Source organism: Corynebacterium sp. HMSC08D02, from assembly GCF_001807505.1.
In the GTDB taxonomy this organism is placed as follows: domain Bacteria; phylum Actinomycetota; class Actinomycetes; order Mycobacteriales; family Mycobacteriaceae; genus Corynebacterium; species Corynebacterium pseudogenitalium.
Genome location: NZ_KV789252.1, coordinates 133,674 through 151,686, shown reverse-complemented (window position 1 = coordinate 151,686; position 18,013 = coordinate 133,674). Strand labels below are relative to the sequence as shown.

Below are 18,013 nucleotides of genomic sequence, written 5' to 3'. Positions count from 1 at the left end.
AGCCACTTACCTCCCACTGCGTCAACACCAGGTACTGCTGCATGTTCTCTCCTTTTGCTCCTTGCCCAGACAGTTTAGGCTGTTGGCATGCATTACCCCGAGCTCCACCAACACTTTGCGGAAACACTCCCAGGCATGGTCGGCACGGTGGCGCCCACGCACTTCCCCAACGCCCAGGTGAGCTACCTCAACGAGTCAGTCGCGTCCGAGCTCGACCTCGACACGGAGTGGCTCCGAAGCGATGAGGGCATCGCCTGGATGACAGGTGCGACGGGCGGCGTTGCAACCGCCTACGCAGGCCACCAATTCGGCGCGTTCGTGCCCCTGCTTGGCGACGGCCGCGCAACCCTCCTCGGCGACCGCAACGGGTACGAGATCCAGCTCAAGGGAAGCGGGCGCACCCCTTTCTCCCGCCCGGGCTCCGACGGGCAAGGCCCACTGACCGCAATGCTGCGCGAGTACCTGGTCTCGGAACATATGCACGCAATCGGAGTTCCGACCACACGCGCCCTCGCCGTTATCAGCACTGGTGAGACAGTCATGCGCAGCAGTGGCCCCGTTCCAGCGGGCATTGTGGTCCGCGTCGCGCGCTCCCACCTACGCGTTGGCTCGGTGCAGTACGCCGCGACCCAGTCCCATGAGCTCTTGGAAGCCGTCGTGCACGCCGCAGGATTCGATTCCGCGGAAAGGCTGCTGGAGGTGGTCGTCGACAAGCAGCTCGAACTGGTTGCGCAGTGGATGAGATACGGGTTCGTGCACGGCGTCATGCACACGGACAACACCGCACTCAGCGGCGAAACCATCGACTACGGGCCCTGCGCTTTCACCCAAGGGTTTGACCCGCACTCATGCTTCTCATCCATCGATCGGCATGGGCGCTACTGCTTCGGAGCCCAGCCAAACGTGATTGTGTGGAACCTCGTACGTCTTGCGGAAGCACTCTTACCGCTGATGCCGGAATCACGGGCCAACGAGATCCTTACCACTATCCCTGAGCGCTGGGAGGGCGCCACCAAGCGCTGGTTCGGACCGGAAGGCCTCGATGCATTAGGAGGTGTCGACGACCTCGCCGCCTACAACCGTAAACACGGCGTCAACGGACGCCCAGGTCCGTTGTATGTGCCGAAAAACTTCGCGCTACAAGACGCACTCGACGCGGTCGAGCACGTTGGCGACTACAGTCCGTTCACCGCTTTGCTCCAGGCAGTCACCCACCCATACGACCCGGACGCCGGGGAGCCGTGGATGCTCGAGAAGGAACCTGACGGCGCATTCACGACGTTCTGCGGAACGTAAAAGCCACACGGCGCCGGTACAACCGGAAGCCGTGTGGCCGATACTTTCAAGCTGCTACTACGCCTGCAGACCAAGCGTCTTTTGCGTCCACTCCCACTGCTTCTCATACGCCGCCTTGTCATCGCGCAGCGATACGCCGTAGGTCGGGAACATCTCGCGCAACTTGTCGCCCCAGGAGACCATGCGCTCGCCGAAGCAGCGCTCCAGCAGCTCAATCATCGCAGCCGGGGTAATCGACGCACCCGGCGACGCACCCAGGATGCCCGCGATCGTGCCGTCCTGGTCGTTGACCAGCGCGGTACCGAACTCGAGCGAACCAAACTTCGGTGCACGTGCAGGCTTAATCACCTGGACACGCTGGCCTGCGACAGCCACATCCCAGTCGGCAGGGTTTACCTCCGGGTAGTACTGACGCAGCACGTCGATCTTGCCGTCAAAATCGCGGAAGACTTCCTCCACCAGGTACTTCACCAAGCCGATGTTTGACGCAGCGACACCAAGGTAGGACGGAATGTTATCCGGACGAATCGACTTAAACAGGTCCAAGTACGAGCCCTTCTTCAAGAACTTCGGGCTCCAACCACCGTACGGGCCAAACAGTAGTGACTGCTCACCGTCAACAACGCGGAGGTCAAGGTGCGGAACGGACATTGGGGGCGCGCCCACCTTTGCCTTGCCGTACACCTTCGCTTGGTGCTGCGCGACCAGCTCCTGGTTGTTGGTACGCAGCCACATGCCGGAAATCGGGAACCCGGCGTAACCGTGCACCTCCGGCACGCCTGCCTTACGCAGCAAGTCGAGAGCGTAGCCGCCTGCACCTACGAACACGAAACGTGCACGCGCGACATGCTTGTCGCCTGTGTGGACATTGCGGACGGTGACATTCCACAGCTTGCCCTCGCGCTTAAGATTCACTACTTCGTGCCCGTAGTGGATCTGGGTACCAGCCTTCTCGGAGGCGTCGAAAAACTGGCGAGTCAGCGCACCGTAGTTAATGTCAGTACCCGCGTCCATCCAGGAAATTGCAACAGGCTCAGCACCAAAGTCGCGGCCCTTCGCCATCAGCGGAAGCTTCTCAGCAAACTTTTCTTCATTCGCCGAGAACTGCATACCCGGGAACATGTGGTTCGCAGACAGGGCCTCGTAACGGCGACGCAGGTAGTCGATCTGGTCCTGCCCCTGCGCGAACGAAACGTGCGGGACTGGGTGAATGAACTCGCTTGGGTCCCCCAACTTGCCATTGTCGATCTGATGGGACCAGAACTGGCGCGCGATCTGGAACTTCTCATTAATCGCGAGCGCCTTTGTAATCTGAATCTGCCCATTCTTTTCAGGCGTGTAGTTCAACTCACACAGCGCAGAGTGCCCGGTACCCGCGTTGTTGAGCGGGTACGAGGACTCTTGCGCTGGCCCCTCAAGTCGCTCATACACTGCTTGAGTCCACTCCGGCTCAAGCTCCCGGATCATTGCTCCCAGCGTGGCACTCATAATTCCGGCGCCGATATGCAGTACGTCAACCTCATCAACGTACTGGATGTTGCCCGTCTCAGACATTAGTAATATTCCCTCTTCGATCCATATCGTTGTACGAGTGCAACGCACACCTCAGGCAGGTGCGTAACCTCTCTAACCATACGCTTGTTGGCTGAACAGTTTCCACCTTACGTTACCCCTTATGCCCACATTTTGTTTTTGCTTCATACTTGCAGCCACCCCACCCCCTACACCCGCCCCCACCCCCTAGACCAAATCGTAAACATGGCTACTTGCGCAGCCCAAGCAAGTTCCTAGCCAGTCCGTTACCATTCCTACATGGCCAAAATTAGGAGCAACCACTGGCAACCAGACATATTGGGGGACGGATTCGAACAACTTACGCTCCCCCTCGGGGAAGACCCTGATACCCACCAGCCGGTCGTAGCGACACTCGTACGAATGAGCCCAGCGCCACCGTCAAAACCTGGACAACCAGCCTTACTGTGGATTCACGGCATGTCCGATTACTTTTTCCAGGATCATGTGGCCGAACACTTCCACGAACAGGGTTATCCATTTTATGCACTCGACCTTCGTCGCTGCGGGCGCTCACGGCAGCGAGGGGAGCGCTGGCACTACACCCGGGATATGTCCCACTATTTCCCGGAAATCACGAAAGCGGTGCAGTACGTAGCCCAGGAACACGGCCAGGTGGTACTCCTCGCACACTCTACGGGTGGTCTTATCGCGCCTCTCTGGGCCGATGAGATGCGCCGTAACAACCCCGAAGTCCACGATCTAATAGCGGGCATCATTCTGAACAGCCCCTGGCTTGACCTGCAGTTTCCGAAAGCGCTGACGACGGCATTCAAACCAGTCATTAATGTTTTGGGGCGAGTGGTCCCACTGCTCCCGCTCCCCGGCGGAAGTCTTACGGCCTACGGTAAATCTCTCCACTACGAGGATCATGGTTCATGGTCCTTCAACAAGCAGTGGAAACCGATCTCCGGGCATCGGAAATATTTCGGCTGGATGCGCGCTGTACTTCAGGCGCAGGCAAAGATTCACTCGGGAACAGTCAACGCTGGTGTTCCAACGCTGGTCCTGCATTCCTCGCATTCTTTTTTGAAAAACGAATACACCCCGGCGGCCGATACCGCGGACACCATCTTGGACGTCGACCAGATCAGCTACTGGGCACCCCACGTTGCGGACGACACCACCACCGTCGCCATCGATGGCGCCCGCCACGACGTGTTCCTCTCTGAGCCGTACTCACGCACAGCCGCCTATCGCGCCTCCATCCAGTGGCTGCAGACCCTCACAACACCTAAGGAGTAACCAATGAGCATTCACGTAGACGAACACTTTGACCTCATTATTATTGGCACCGGTTCCGGTAACTCGATCCTTACGCCAGAGTTCGACGATAAGAAGGTAGCCATCGTCGAGGAAGGTACTTTCGGCGGCACGTGTCTGAACGTCGGCTGCATTCCTACAAAGATGTACGTCCTCGCCGCCGACGCCGCCTACCAGGCCCGCACTTCCAAGAAGCTCGGTGTTGACCTCGAATATCGAGGCGTCGATTGGCCATCCATCATCGACCGTGTCTTCACCGAGCGCATCGACAAGATCGCTGAGGGCGGCGAAGCCTACCGCCGCGGCGACGAGTGCCCCAACGTCACCGTTTTCGACCAACACGCGCGGTTCGTCGCCCCAAAGACAATCTCCACCGGCATCGGCAACGAAGCGCGCACAATCTCCGCTGACCAGATCGTGATTGCCGCCGGATCACGCCCCTTCATCCCTGAGTGGGCAAAGGCAGTCCCCTTCCACACCAACGAGGACATCATGCGCCTGCCGGAGCTCCCCAAGTCCCTGACGATCGTTGGCGGCGGTTTCATCGCGATGGAGTTCGCCCACGTCTTTGATGCCCTCGGCACCAAGGTCACGGTGGTGAACCGCTCACCATTCCTCCGCACCTTAGATAAGGACATCACGCAGCGCTTCAATGAGCTCGCCCAAAAGCGTTTCGACGTCCACTTCGGCACCGTCCGCGACGCCCAGCACAACGCAGACGGCATAGCGCTGACTCTTGACGACGGCACCACCATCACCAGCGAGCACCTCCTGATTGGCATGGGCCGTATCCCGAACGGCGACCAAATGTCGCTCGAGGCATCGGGCATCGATATGGAAAAAGACGGTCGCGTGGCCGTCGATAGTTACGGGCGCACCACCTGCCCTGGCGTGTGGGCCCTCGGTGACGTGTCCTCTCCGTACCAACTCAAGCATGTAGCTAACGCGGAGATGCGTGCCGTGCGCCACAACCTACTGGCGGCGATGAATGGCGCCCCAGAATCCGAGTACCGCACCATGCCACACGAGCATGTCCCATTCGCCGTCTTCACCGAGCCACAGATCGCCACAGTTGGCCTCACGGAGAAGGAGGCCCAAGACGCAGGCTACGACGTCACTGTGAAACAACAGAACTACGGCGACGTCGCCTACGGGTGGGCACTCGAGGACACCTCAGGCATCGTAAAGCTTGTCGCCGACAAGAAAACTGGGAGACTCCTGGGTGCCCATCTTATTGGTCCACAAGCCTCCACGCTCGTCCAGCAGCTGATCACCATCATGGCGTTCGACATGGACCTTCGAGAAGTTGTACGTAAGCAATACTGGATCCACCCCGCCCTGCCAGAAGTCATCGAAAACGCGCTTCTTGGTCTTGAACTTGCATTTATCGGCGAGTAAAACTTGCCGCCACCCCAAAACGGGGTGGCATTGAACCTAGGCAAGGCACCCCTAATAGCTGCACGCATTTTCCCAGGTGACTTGACCACGTGTAACGCATGTGACGCGCGCGACGATTCCCCTGTTGGTGCAGCAGGCCATACGCGGGCTTACTGAAAGTTCTCTCACGGATTTTTTGGGATAACTTGTGCAAACTTGGTCGCGTTGGTCTAAAGTAGGTCACCGACACCGGGCAGAGTCCACATGGGGCTTGCTATCGGTCCTAGGGCCTTCACGGGTTCTGGATTTCTCCGAACTTCCACCCGGACGTCTTGTAAGTAACTATCAGAGAAGGATTTCGTTTCATGCGTAATTTCCGTAAGGCAGCCCTCGCAGGCGCTACCGCAGTCGCTGTAGCATTCGGCTCCGCAACCGTCGCTATTGCTGAAGAGAGCACACCAGCTCCGACCACCACCCACGCCCCGAAGGTGATTGAAGATTCCAAGGGTCTGGGCGGCTCCTCCACCAAGATCGGCCACAGCCTTGAAGCCTGGGAGAAAAAGGACGGCAAGGTCCAGGCAAACCCTGCAGACGGTCGCGAGATCTTCGGCTCCTCCAAGGATAACTTTAAAGGGCAGCCAAAGTGGGCACAGCTGGGCTACGTCCTCACCGTGTTCACCTCCGTCGCTGCAGCAGTCGGCCTGATCGTTGGACCTGCATACAACTTCGTTGTTCACGGTCTGCCAGCAGCCAAGTAAGTAATCGCGGATTTCCGCAACTGAATCAATAAATTTCGAAAGAAGGAAACTCAATGCGTAACTTCCGCACCGCAGCTGTTGCTTCCGCAACCGCACTGACTGTCGCTCTTGGCGGCATTGCCACCGCTTCCGCAGCAGAGAAGACCGATACTCCTGCAAAGCCAGAGACCGTCCCAACCGCCACCGAGACGCCTAAGCCTAAGGCTGACCGCCAGGTAATCTTCACGGGCAAGCAGGAAGGCGACAAGGAAGCCGGCAAGGTCATCTCCGAGGGCACCAAGGGCCTGTTCTCTGGCGCTGGTTCCTCCCACTACTACGATGACACCGACAAGCCTTTCTACGTCACCGATGCGTTCGGTAAAGAGACTGACGCTGCGGCTGTCCCTCAGTGGGCACGCGCTTGGATTGACGGCACCGTCATCGCCGGCATCGGTGCACTCGTTGGCCTGATCATCGCTGGCTTCAACTTCGCTTCCTACAACGGCCTGATCAAGCTCTAAGATCTGCTTCTCAGGAAACGGGTTCTGCCCTGTCGCAACACGCGGCAGGGCAGTTTTCTTTTCGGTAAAAACAATCGCTGCTGGCGTCTTAGGACAAACACCAACAGCGATTCAGCGCCTTTAGGAGCTGTTTACGCTCCCAACATCAACTGTCCCTCCGCAACGTCCTTGTCCGGGATGGTAAGGATCTCGTTGCCGTCCTCGGTAATTACCAAGGTGTGCTCGAACTGGGCCGTGAACTTGCCGTCGCGGTTTTGCACCGTCCAGCCGTTATCCCAAATATCGTACGGCAGCGCGCCGAGATTGATCATCGGTTCGATAGTCAGCGTCATGCCTGGCTCCAGGATGTCCCGGTAGGCATCGGAGTCGTAGTGGAGCACCACGAGTCCATTGTGGAACGTTGGGCCAACACCATGGCCAGTGAAGTCGGTTACCACGTTGTAGCCGAAGCGCTTCGCATAGGACTCGATCACCCTGCCGATCACGTTGATCTCACGGCCAGGCTTCGCCACCTTGATACCACGCATCATCGCCTCGTACGTGCGCTGGACCAGATCCTTATGCTCCTGGGAGACATCGCCGGCGAGGAACGTCGCATTCGTATCGCCGTGGACACCATTCTTATACGCGGTGACGTCAATGTTGACGATGTCACCGTCCTCAATCACGGTAGTATCCGGGATGCCATGGCACACGATCTCGTTCAAAGACACGCAGCACGACTTCGGGAAGCCACGGTACCCGAGGGTGGACGGGTACGCACCGTGGTCAAGCATGTACTCGTGGGCGACGCGGTCGATCTCATCCGTCGTCACGCCAGGCTTTACTGCTGCACCCGCAACCGCCAGTGCATTCGCGGCGATCTTGGAGCTCTCGCGCATCTTCTCAATCGTCGCGGCGTCCTGCACGTACGGCTCGCCGATGTTCTCCTGTACATCGTCCTTCCAGGCGTACTCGGGACGTTCAATGTCCTTCGGAACCTTCCGGATTGGAGTGGACGCTTCTTGCTTTAGTTTTCCTCGTTTGCTCATGCGCCCCATAGTAGTACCTGCCTACTGAGGTCGAACTAACCCCCGCGCGACTGGTCAAGATTCACCAGCATCGAATTCGTCAACGCGACTGCAGCCTCCGATCCACCGCCAAGCACGACCAAAGCAGCGAATGCTATGTCATCGTCGACACGGTAGCCGGTGAACCACGAATGCGACCCCTGGTTGATTTCGGCCTCACCGGTTTTGCCGCGGATATCACCACCGGCGGTCATTCCCGCCGCGGTACCACCCGGGGCGGTCACCGCCGCCATCATTTCCTGGAGCTGGTGCCATGCCTCATCCGGCATACGCGGCGCAGACTCGCTCAGCTCAGTCTCCGCTCCCTTAATCAGGTAGGGGATCGGCATTGAGCCATTCGCCGCAGACGCAGCCACGAGTGCCATCCCGAACGGGCTCGCAAGGTCATGGCCCTGCCCGTACCCGGCCTCTGTTCGGTCGAGTGGCTCCTCGCCTACCGGGATGGAGCCGGTGATCGTCTCCAGGCCTGGAATCTTCATATCGAGCCCAAGCCCGAACTGCTTGCCTATATCTCGGAGCTCACCTGGGGCGAGCTTCGTCGAAATATCGGCGAATGTCGTGTTGCACGAGTGTGCAAAGGCCGACTGTAATGAGACGTTGCCCAGAGAGAATCCGGCGTAGTTCGTGACGGTCCTGCCATACAGGTTCATGGTCCCCGGGCACGGCACCGTGCTACCTGGTGTAAGGGCCTGTCGCTCAAGACCGGCCGCCGCCGTGATGATCTTAAACGTCGATCCCGGTGGGTACTGGCCCATCGTGGCAAGATTGCCTTCACGGTCAGCGTCACGAGTCTGCGCAACGGCAAGCACCGCACCATCCGACGGGCGGATAGCAACAATCATTGCCTGCCGCCCCGCGTAGGACTCCAACGCTCGTTCAGCTGCCAATTGCACGCTGTGGTCAAGGCTTACCTCAATAGCTGGAGCGGGTGCAGGTGCGTGTCGCTCAACATCTTCCAACACGGCGCCGTGCTCGTTGACAACGCTCACGCTCCAGCCGTCGTCACCGATGAGGTCCTCGCGAACCAACTCACCAACGCGGGCAAGCATATCCGGCGCAAAATCAGGTTCGATGTTGACCATGGCCGCTTCCTCGTTGATGCGCACTCCAGGCACGGAGCTAAACGCCGCCTTAGCGGCGTCACCGAACTCCGCAGGCACCATCGCAACCGAATACGTTCCCTGGGCCTGGGCGAGGTTCTGTTCGAGCTCGTCGGCCGGAATGTCTGCCACGGCAGGAGATTTTCCACGGGCATCCTGGAGGAAGGACGAAATACGGCGTGCGGTGTCCGGAATGTCACGCACAGCATGCTTCTCAACCAGAATGCGGAACGCAGTACCAGGCCGCAAGAGTTCTACCCCATCGGAGGAGACAACGCTCGCCTTGGATGCGGCCACAGGGCGCAGTTCCAGATGTTGCTGCGCGCCAAGACGTGGGTGCAAAATGCTGGGCTGCCAACGAACGGTCCACTTCTCGCCAATCTGGGTCAGCGTCATGTGCGAGTCATACTCGACCGTGCGTTCTTTCGGCAGGCCCCACTTCAAGTGGTACGAGACGGTAGCTAGGTTGTCACTCTGGTTAACGTCGTTGATCGTCGCCTCCAGCGCCTCAGCTTGGAGCCCTTCGACCGTTTCTTGGAATGATGCGTTGGCGTCGGAGGGGACGTCGACAAGATCTTGAAAATTAGACCCGTCAAGACTCACGAGGGCGTCAAGAAACTCACGAGCGACGGGCTCAACATCATTCGGGCGCGGTGTGCAGGCAGTGGCCAGCGCGCCCGTAAAAACTACGCTTAGGAGCAAAGCGAGGAGACGTTGCATGGACCTAAAGTACCAAGACCACAGCGAAACGTCGCCTCCGCCACTCCCCGCGAGCAGACTATCTAGCGCGTAACCTTGACTTCCGCGCGTGCGCCCTCGACCTCCTCGAGGCCTTCTTCCTCAGCGATACGCTGAGCGTGGGCGATAAGGGTCTCAACGATCTTCGACTCTGGGACCGTCTCAACGACCTCGCCCTTCACAAAGATCTGTCCCTTGCCGTTGCCAGAAGCCACGCCTAAGTCAGCGTCGCGAGCCTCACCAGGTCCGTTCACAACGCAGCCCATGACGGCGACGCGCAGCGGGTACTCCATGCCCTCGAGACCTGCAGTCACTTCCTCAGCGAGCTTGTACACATCCACCTGTGCGCGGCCACAGGACGGGCAGGAGACAATCTCAAGCTTTCGCGGGCGCAGGTTCAGCGACTGCAAAATCTGGTCGCCGACCTTGATCTCCTCCACCGGGTCCGCAGAGAGCGAAACGCGAATCGTGTCGCCGATGCCCTGTGAAAGCAGCGCACCAAATGCGACGGAGGACTTAATAGTGCCCATGAACTTCGGGCCGGCCTCAGTCACGCCGAGGTGCAACGGGTAGTCGGTCTTCTCGGCGAGCTGGCGGTAAGCCTCAACCATGAGAACCGGGTCAGAGTGCTTCACGGAAATGGCGATATCGCCGTATCCGTACTCCTCGAACAGGCCAGCCTCATAGATCGCGGATTCAACCAACGCCTCAGGGGTGGCCCGGCCATACTTCTCCAGCAGGCGCTTATCGAGCGAGCCACCGTTGACACCAATGCGAATCGGGATACCAGCGTCCCCTGCAGCCTTAGCGACTTCCTTCACACGACCATCAAACTCTTTAATGTTGCCCGGGTTCACTCGCACGGCAGCACACCCGGCATCGATCGCTGCGAAGATGTACTTCGGCTGGAAGTGGATGTCGGCAATCACCGGGATAGGTGACTTCGCCGCAATCGCTGGAAGAGCATCTGCGTCAACGGTCTTCGGGCAGGCAATGCGCACAATGTCACAGCCCGCGGTAGCCAGCTGCGCGATCTGCTGCAGCGTAGCGTTAATGTCGTGCGTCTTCGTCGTGGTCATGGACTGGACCGTGATCGGGTGATCCGACCCAACTCCCACACCGCCAACCATCAGCTGACGAGTCTTTCGACGAGGTGCGAGCGTTGGCGCTGGGCCTTCAGGAATACCTAAACCGATGGGAAGATTCATAGTTGCTTACTCTAGCACTGCTACCCAAACAGCTTGATTGGGTTCACCACATCCGCAAGCATCACAAATACACCAATCGTCAGCAGTGCAGCGGCCATCGCGTATGTCACCGGCATCAGCTTGCGGTAGTCCGCAGGGCCACCAGGATCGAGCCCCCGCAACCTGCGATGCGCATCCCTAATCTTCTCATACAGGACTACTGCTATATGCCCACCATCCAGGGGCGGCAAAGGAATCAAGTTGAACAGCGCGAGGAAGAAGTTGAGACTCGCCAACATCATCCAGAACATCGACCACATGCTTTGTTGCGCTAACTCCCCGCCTGCGCGAGAAGCGCCGATGACACTAACTGGACCGTCAAGCTCTCGCTCAGCACCAAAAATTGAAGCCACAACACCAGGAATCTTCGACGGGAACGCGATAAGGCCCTGGACAGTCGCATTCAGCATCTGGCCCGTAAACGCAGCCGTAGCTGGCACAGCCTCGAGCGGACCGAACTGGCGCATCGCGTCTTCCACTGGCGCGCTTGTGACACCGATCGCCCCCGCTTCAAAGGACGCACCGGTCGCTGGATCGATCCTGGACACGGTCGCGAGTGGAACTGCAATATCAAGCTCTTGCTCGTTACGCATCACAGTAAGCGTGACTGTTTCCCCCGGACGCTGCATCACATAATCCCTCAACGCGGGGAACGTAGTGAGCTCCTCCCCATCAACGGCGAGTAGCTTATCCCCTTCACGCAAACCTGCATCATAGCCAGGACCATTACCGGTGCATTCTCCCAGATGAGTCTCATCAATCTGGTCGGGAGCGCACTGCAGCTCACCCACAGTTGGTGTCCGGTCGGCGTACGGGTTCGGAATCGCCGCGAAGATCGCCACGAAGTACAGCACCACAACGCCGATCAGTAGATTCATGGCGATGCCGCCACTGAGCACCGCAATTCGCTGCCACCACGGCTTGCGGTACATCGCAACGGGAGCTTCCTCCTCAGTGACAGGATCCTGCGCGGTCATCCCTGCGATATCGCAAAATCCGCCGAGAGGCAGTGCCGCAATGCCGTACTCCGTCTCCCCCTTCTTGACGGACCACACTTTCGGCCCAAAGCCCACAAAATATCTCCGCACGCGCATCCCAAACGCGCGTGCGGTAAACATGTGTCCGGCCTCATGGAGCGCGATAGAGACTGTAATACCCAGGGCAAAAAGTATGATTCCTACAACGCCCACTCGCTGCTCCTTGCCTTTCAGGCTGGTTTACAGCTGGGCGATTACTTCCTTTGCCGCCCGGCGTGCACCAGCATCCACGTGAAGAATATCTTCGATAGATGTCGGCGCAAAAGCAAACGCCCCTGCCGCGTCAAGGACATATCCAATCACGTCAACGATGTGCGGGAAACGAATCTTGCCTGCAAGGAATGCTTCCACCGCCACCTCATTCGCAGCGTTGTACACCGCTGGGTATGGGTCCCCCATCGCTGAAGCTTCCCGAGCGAGACGCACGGCGGGGAAAGCTTCGTCGTCGAGCGGCTCAAACGTCCACTCACTTGCCTGCGAAAAGTCCAGCGCTGGCTGTGCACCCGGGATACGCTCCGGCCAAGCAAGAGCGTGGGAAATCGGCAACATCATCGACGGCGGCGAAGCTTGCGCAATCGTCGCACCATCGGCAAACGTGATAGCCGAGTGCACAATCGACTGCGGGTGCACCACGACATCAATAATGTCGGGCGCAATACCAAACAGCAGCGTCGCCTCGATCAGCTCCAGTCCCTTGTTCACCATCGTGGCGGAGTTCAAGGTGTTCATAGTGCCCATCGACCACGTCGGGTGCTGCCCGGCCTGCTGCGGAGTTGCCTCCATCATCTGCTCGCGGGTCCACCCCCGGAACGGGCCTCCCGAAGCAGTAAGGACGAACCGTGAAACGTCAGCACGGCTCCCTGCGCGCAGGCACTGGGCCATCGCAGAGTGCTCAGAATCGACCGGCACGAGCTGTCCAGGCTTCACCTTCTCCATGACGAATTGACCGCCAGCAACCAGTGATTCCTTGTTCGCCAGAGCTAGCACGCCATCCTTGCGAAGCGTCGCAAGCGTCGACTCAAGACCTGCCGCACCGACAAGTGCATTCAACACGATGTCTGCGTCTTGCATCTCAACGAGAACCGCAGCGGCGTCCTCACCTGTGATAATGACATCACCTACAGCGCGAGAAACGTCTTTCGCAGGGTCGAGCTGCTGCACTGCAATTTGTTCTGGGCGCAGATTGAACTCCTGTGCCTGTTGGATAACAAGCTCAGGGTTGTGCCCTGCTGCCGCGATGCCGACAACCTCAAAGTCTTCAGGGTGCTTCCGAATGATATCGAGAGCCTGTGTGCCGATAGAGCCTGTCGATCCAAGAATCAGAACCTTTTTCACAACCTCCATTGTGGCACGTCACGGCAAAAATAGATACTTAGTTTCTCCTTAAAGTATTTTTGACCACCGCTCGTCGTGGTGCATACACAAGATGTGCACATACGACCGTGGGGATACTCTGTCATTCCCATCACCACACATCGCACCCACAGGCGCACCTCCCCCGCTGGCCCTCACGTACATGATGCGAAAGTTTGAACTCATTGGGGGCTACACAGTGCCATCGTGCCCTGCAATATGAAAAGATAATGCACAGTACACACAGATTTAGCATGTCTGCCGTCGGGCGCATACACAATAATGCGAACCGATGCGGACGACTACAGCTCAAGGAGAATGGCAGTGGCTCACCCTCAGGACAAAGCTCCACAGGTATATAACGGCGTTTCTGAAGCTGACGTCCCTTCCGCCCGCTTCGGGTGGAGCGCGTTCAAGCCGCGCACGATTCAACTCGCAGGGTGGATCTCGGTGATCTTCTTGCTCGCGTACAACTTCGGTAACCACCACGGCCACGTAGAAACGATTTGGCTGCTCGCATTTGCAGTTTTGATTGCAGTTGCACTGATTTTCCACGGACTGCAGCCGAAGCTCAGCCAGGTTCGCACGGTCACCTCGCACAACAAGCCTGCTGGCCACAAGGAGCCGGACTGGATTTACGCACAGCAGACGATGACCGGCCCATACGCCGAGCTCGATGAGCGCGAGCTGCGCGCCCTCAACATCGATCCGGCGCGTCTCAATACACTGCGCGGTGCACAGCAGCAGAGCATTCACTAGTGTCGCGCTTTACAACGAATAGCAATAAACGGCGCCACCCCACTCACAGGTTGAGGGTGGCGCCGTTTTCGCGCACCTAAACTCGGCGCAACGTCACTCGCCTTCCGCCGCGAGCTGCCCGCAAGCCGCAGCGATCTCCTGACCCTTCGTGTCACGGACAGTGCACGTCACACCCTGCGCAATCACACGACGAACAAACTCATCCTGGCGCGCCTTCGGGGACGCGTCCCACTTCGAACCCGGAGTTGGGTTCAGTGGAATGAGGTTGACGTGTACCAGCGGCCCTAACGCCTGATGCAGCTTCCTGCCGAGCATGTCGGCGCGGAAATCGTGATCGTTGATGTCACGAATCAACGCGTACTCAATCGATACGCGGCGCCCTGTTGTATCCGCGTAATAGCGGGCTGCGTCCAGCACATCCTGCACGGAGAACCTGTTGTTCATCGGCACCAGTGTGTCGCGCAGCTCGTCATCAGGGGTGTGCAAGGAAACCGCGAGCGTGCAGGAGAGGCCTTCGTCGGCAAGCATTCGAATCTGCGGCGCGAGACCAACCGTTGACACAGTGACGTTGCGCTGAGAAATCCCGAATCCCTGCGGCGCTGGACTCGTGATCTGGCGTACTGCGCTGACCACGCGCTTGTAGTTCGCCAGCGGCTCTCCCATCCCCATAAAGACGATGTTGGAAAGACGGGAACCTTCCTCCTGCATCATGGCTGCTGCAGCTCGCACCTGATCGACGATCTCCGCAGTTGACAGGTTTCTATCGAGACCGCCCTGACCGGTCGCGCAGAACGGACAAGCCATTCCGCAACCTGCCTGTGAGGAGATACACAGCGTCGCGCGGTCCTTGTACCGCATCAGCACAGACTCCAGGAGAATGCCGTCATGCAGCCGCCACAACGTCTTGGTGGTGTCCCCCTCATCGGTCTCTACCCGACGTACTGGGGTCAGCAGCGTCGGAAAAAGAGCCTCTTTTACCTTCTCGCGCTGTGCGGCAGGCAGATCCGTCATTGTGAGGGGATCTGCTTCAAACTTGCCGTAGTAGTGGCGCGCAATCTGGTCCGCACGGAACTTCGGCAGGCCGAGGGACTTCAGGGCCTCGATGCGCTCTTCGCTCGACAAATCAGCGAAGTGCTTCGGCGGCATACCAAACTTTGGGGTCAGAAGTGGCAGTGTTGGGGTCTCAGTCATAATTGCCCCATCTTTGCACGTTAGAACGGATTCATCAATGCGGAAGCACTGAGCAGAATGTACGTTGCGCACGCTGCTGGCAACATACCGTCTAAGCGATCCATGATTCCGCCGTGTCCAGGCAGTATCTGGGACATATCCTTGATACCGAGTTCGCGCTTGAATTGGCTTTCGACGAGATCGCCCATCGTGGCGCACATAACCAGTGCAGCACCTAAAAGGATCCCCATCCACCACGGGCCCTTGATCAGTAGCGTGACCACCGCGACGCCTGCAATGATCCCGAATATCATCGAGCCCGCAAATCCTTCCCAGGACTTCTTCGGGCTTACAGCCGGCGCCATCGGGTGCGCACCAAACATCACGCCAGCAGCGTATCCCCCAACGTCAGACGCCACCACGCAGCACATGAACGCGACAATGAACGCTGAACCACTGACGGAGCCTTCGTCGATAAGCGAAACCATCGCAGCGAAGCTTCCAAACAGTGGAATCCACGCCAGGACGAACACTCCCACGGCGGTGTCGCGGAGATAGTTGGTCGGCGTTTGGTGCCTGCCGTGGTCGAACAGCCGCCAAAACATCAGGAACAGCACCGTGAACGCGAATGCGCCAACTACGCCAGCGGTTTTGTAGGCGGCGGAAGACCACACCATGATCTGACCGAGGATGATCAGCAGCGTGCGCGGCTGCTGGTAGCCCGCTTCCCGCAAACGGGTAAGCACCTCCCACATCCCACCTGCTACAGCGATGGCGACAAGTGGATACCAGGCCATAGGGCCAACCCACACAGCAGCGATCACCACAGCGCCGAGGATGATCCCGGTCGTGATGGCAGCTGGCAGGTCGCGACCCGCATCATTTTTCGGCTTGGGCGGCGCGATGCGGGGCCAGCCCGATGGTCCTGACTGATCTGTCGAGTGTTTCACGTAGCGGTGCTTTCTATTCATCGAAAGGTCTGCTTAGACCTCCATCAGCTCGGCTTCCTTGCGCTGAACTAGCTCATCAATCTGTGCCACGTAGCCCTGGGTGGTCTTGTCCAGTGCCTTTTCTGCGGTCTGCACTTCGTCCTCGCCGGCGTCGCCGTCCTTCTGGATCTTCTTCAGTGCTTCCATACCGTGGCGGCGGACGTTACGGATAGCGATCTTGCCGTCCTCGCCTTTCTGCTTGGCCTGCTTGACCAGGTCACGGCGACGATCTTCCGTCAGCTGTGGGATCGTGACGCGAATGACTTGCCCGTCATCGGTCGGGTTGACGCCGAGATCAGAGTTGCGGATGGCAGTCTCAATTTCCTTGAGCGTTGACATGTCGTACGGCTTGATCAGCAGCATGCGTGGCTCCGGAACAGAGATCGTCGCCATCTGGTTGATCGGGGTTGGTGCACCGTAAAAATCAGCCATGACGCCATTAAACATGGCAGGGTTAGCGCGACCAGTCCGAATCGTTACGAGGTCATCGCGGGTGAAATCGACAGAAGCGCTCATACGCTCTTCGGCATCAAGCAACACGTCATCAATCATTTTTACTCCACTTCTTCTGTACAAAGCGTTCGGGACAAATAAGTCGCACACCAATCTACCAGCGTTTCACTCCCAGCCGTGTCGTGGCTTGACGGGGAACGGCAGAATTCAAGGCAAGTTACGCCTAGACTGTCCCCATGCTTTACTCCCCCGCCAGTGCCGCGATGGTCTATACACACCCGACTCCATTGGGCACTGCTGAGGGCCGACTTTCATCATGGCAAATCCCCATCAAAGACGGAACGGATGTCGCTGGAATGCCCACCACGCACGGCAACCCGTCACGCAGCGTCATCGCGGAAGAGCACAGCCCAATCGTCGCAGCGCTGCTTGAGTCTGGGGCAGCCATCCCTGGAAAGTCACTGACAGCCGAGCTAGGGGCGACGTGCTACGCCGAAGAAGCCCACTCACCGCTTTTAGAGTCCCCCTTGTTCCCTGGGTGCACGCCCGGTGGTTCTTCGGCAGGCGCCGGAGTGCTCGTGGGCAGTGGGCTGTACCGTGCTGCACACGGCACGGACGCTGGAGGGTCCTTGCGAGTCCCGGCAGCAGCCTGCGGTGCCGTTGGTTACAAGCCTGGAACACGCGCGGCAGTCGCGAATGGTTTTATCACGCGCAGCGTCGCAGACCAGTTTGAGTTGTACGGACATCACCCCACCGCGGTACGCAAACTGCGCATCGGAGTACTTATCGACGGCCTCTTCGCCAACACCACCGTTTCAACGAGCCGCGGTGATGCCCTAGAGGCCGCTGCACGTGAGCTCGGGAAACACCACGATGTAGTGTCACTTCGCCCCTATGCGGACGCACAATCAACGTTCGAGCACTTCAGACACCGCATCACGAGCAGCTTCCGCAACGTAGAGCCGCTCGACAATCACTACCTCGCATGGATGCACACACAAGGTTGCGAGGTAACCCCAGAAGAACTATTTGCGGCGAATGACCACTTCGCGCACCTACTTAGACACGTACAACACGAGTGGGACGTTGATATCGTGCTCACCCCCACGATTGCGTTTGATCCCCCACCAATTGGCTACTTCTCCTCCCTCACCCCGGATGAGAGCTTTTACCAACAAACAGTGTGGACGCCTTGGTGCACGCTGTTCAATGTGATGGGCAGCCCCGCTGTCGCAGTCGGGGCGCTCCACCTTGGGTCAGTCACAGTTGGCGGACGCGCGCTACTTTCGGTAGCGCGCACCGTCGAACATTTTGGGCTGCCCGATTAATTC

16 protein-coding genes are annotated in these 18,013 nt (G+C 58.6%); 7 read left to right on the top strand and 9 right to left on the bottom strand.

From position 1 onward, the window contains the following. Positions 1 to 87: 87 nt before the first annotated feature. Positions 88 to 1,296 (top strand): protein adenylyltransferase SelO family protein, encoded by a 1,209-nt coding sequence (locus tag HMPREF3170_RS07595; RefSeq protein WP_070478881.1) that lies wholly within the window; start codon positions 88 to 90, stop codon positions 1,294 to 1,296. Between the two features lie 57 nt (positions 1,297 to 1,353). On the opposite strand, the gene mqo is transcribed toward HMPREF3170_RS07595, so the two are convergent. Further along, complete coding sequence (gene mqo / locus HMPREF3170_RS07590) at positions 1,354 to 2,850, bottom strand: malate dehydrogenase (quinone) (protein WP_070478879.1); 1,497 nt, start codon at positions 2,848 to 2,850, stop codon at positions 1,354 to 1,356. A gap of 258 nt (positions 2,851 to 3,108) precedes the next feature. On the opposite strand from mqo, the gene HMPREF3170_RS07585 reads away from it, so the two are divergent. From HMPREF3170_RS07585 to HMPREF3170_RS07570, 4 genes are all read left to right on the top strand, one after another. Beyond that, positions 3,109 to 4,113 carry an alpha/beta hydrolase gene (locus tag HMPREF3170_RS07585; protein WP_070362294.1) on the top strand — a complete coding sequence of 335 codons (1,005 nt, stop codon included), beginning with the start codon at positions 3,109 to 3,111 and terminating at the stop codon, positions 4,111 to 4,113. A gap of 3 nt (positions 4,114 to 4,116) precedes the next feature. After that, the gene (gene mtr / locus HMPREF3170_RS07580; RefSeq protein WP_070478877.1) at positions 4,117 to 5,529 is read left to right on the top strand and encodes a mycothione reductase; all 1,413 of its coding nucleotides are present in this window, start codon (positions 4,117 to 4,119) and stop codon (positions 5,527 to 5,529) included. Positions 5,530 to 5,873: 344 nt separating this feature from the next. Then, the gene (locus HMPREF3170_RS07575; protein WP_070362292.1) at positions 5,874 to 6,266 is read left to right on the top strand and encodes a hypothetical protein; all 393 of its coding nucleotides are present in this window, start codon (positions 5,874 to 5,876) and stop codon (positions 6,264 to 6,266) included. A 53-nt stretch (positions 6,267 to 6,319) separates the two neighbouring features. Then, positions 6,320 to 6,766, top strand: coding sequence for a hypothetical protein (locus tag HMPREF3170_RS07570; RefSeq protein WP_070478875.1), 447 nt, complete (start codon positions 6,320 to 6,322; stop codon positions 6,764 to 6,766). 131 nt (positions 6,767 to 6,897) lie between these two features. On the opposite strand, the gene map is transcribed toward HMPREF3170_RS07570, so the two are convergent. From map to dxr, 5 genes are all read right to left on the bottom strand, one after another. Beyond that, on the bottom strand, positions 6,898 to 7,797 hold the full coding sequence (map, locus tag HMPREF3170_RS07565; protein WP_070363487.1) for a type I methionyl aminopeptidase: 900 nt from the start codon (positions 7,795 to 7,797) through the stop codon (positions 6,898 to 6,900). 35 nt (positions 7,798 to 7,832) lie between these two features. Then, positions 7,833 to 9,656 carry a penicillin-binding transpeptidase domain-containing protein gene (locus HMPREF3170_RS07560; protein WP_070478873.1) on the bottom strand — a complete coding sequence of 608 codons (1,824 nt, stop codon included), beginning with the start codon at positions 9,654 to 9,656 and terminating at the stop codon, positions 7,833 to 7,835. 62 nt (positions 9,657 to 9,718) lie between these two features. Next, positions 9,719 to 10,882 (bottom strand): flavodoxin-dependent (E)-4-hydroxy-3-methylbut-2-enyl-diphosphate synthase, encoded by a 1,164-nt coding sequence (ispG, locus tag HMPREF3170_RS07555; RefSeq protein WP_070362289.1) that lies wholly within the window; start codon positions 10,880 to 10,882, stop codon positions 9,719 to 9,721. A 20-nt stretch (positions 10,883 to 10,902) separates the two neighbouring features. After that, positions 10,903 to 12,111, bottom strand: coding sequence for a M50 family metallopeptidase (locus HMPREF3170_RS07550; RefSeq protein WP_070478871.1), 1,209 nt, complete (start codon positions 12,109 to 12,111; stop codon positions 10,903 to 10,905). A 27-nt stretch (positions 12,112 to 12,138) separates the two neighbouring features. Then, on the bottom strand, positions 12,139 to 13,302 hold the full coding sequence (gene dxr / locus HMPREF3170_RS07545) for a 1-deoxy-D-xylulose-5-phosphate reductoisomerase (protein WP_070362287.1): 1,164 nt from the start codon (positions 13,300 to 13,302) through the stop codon (positions 12,139 to 12,141). A 327-nt stretch (positions 13,303 to 13,629) separates the two neighbouring features. Between dxr and HMPREF3170_RS07540 the strand changes: the two genes are divergently transcribed. Then, on the top strand, positions 13,630 to 14,070 hold the full coding sequence (locus HMPREF3170_RS07540; protein WP_070478870.1) for a DUF2631 domain-containing protein: 441 nt from the start codon (positions 13,630 to 13,632) through the stop codon (positions 14,068 to 14,070). A gap of 93 nt (positions 14,071 to 14,163) precedes the next feature. Here the strand turns inward: HMPREF3170_RS07540 and rlmN are convergent, their stop codons facing one another. Genes rlmN through frr form a run of 3 tightly spaced genes read right to left on the bottom strand, consistent with a single transcriptional unit; the run spans position 14,164 to position 16,781 of the window. Next, positions 14,164 to 15,261 carry a dual-specificity RNA methyltransferase RlmN gene (gene rlmN, locus HMPREF3170_RS07535; protein ID WP_070478868.1) on the bottom strand — a complete coding sequence of 366 codons (1,098 nt, stop codon included), beginning with the start codon at positions 15,259 to 15,261 and terminating at the stop codon, positions 14,164 to 14,166. Between the two features lie 20 nt (positions 15,262 to 15,281). After that, positions 15,282 to 16,211 (bottom strand): phosphatidate cytidylyltransferase, encoded by a 930-nt coding sequence (locus tag HMPREF3170_RS07530; protein ID WP_083290918.1) that lies wholly within the window; start codon positions 16,209 to 16,211, stop codon positions 15,282 to 15,284. Positions 16,212 to 16,223: 12 nt separating this feature from the next. Continuing rightward, a complete protein-coding gene (gene frr / locus HMPREF3170_RS07525; RefSeq protein ID WP_070362284.1) occupies positions 16,224 to 16,781 on the bottom strand; it encodes a ribosome recycling factor in 558 nt (185 codons plus the stop codon). Between the two features lie 137 nt (positions 16,782 to 16,918). Between frr and HMPREF3170_RS07520 the strand changes: the two genes are divergently transcribed. Next, positions 16,919 to 18,010, top strand: a complete 1,092-nt coding sequence (locus tag HMPREF3170_RS07520) for an amidase family protein (protein WP_246814940.1) — start codon at positions 16,919 to 16,921, stop codon at positions 18,008 to 18,010. Positions 18,011 to 18,013: the final 3 nt, after the last annotated feature.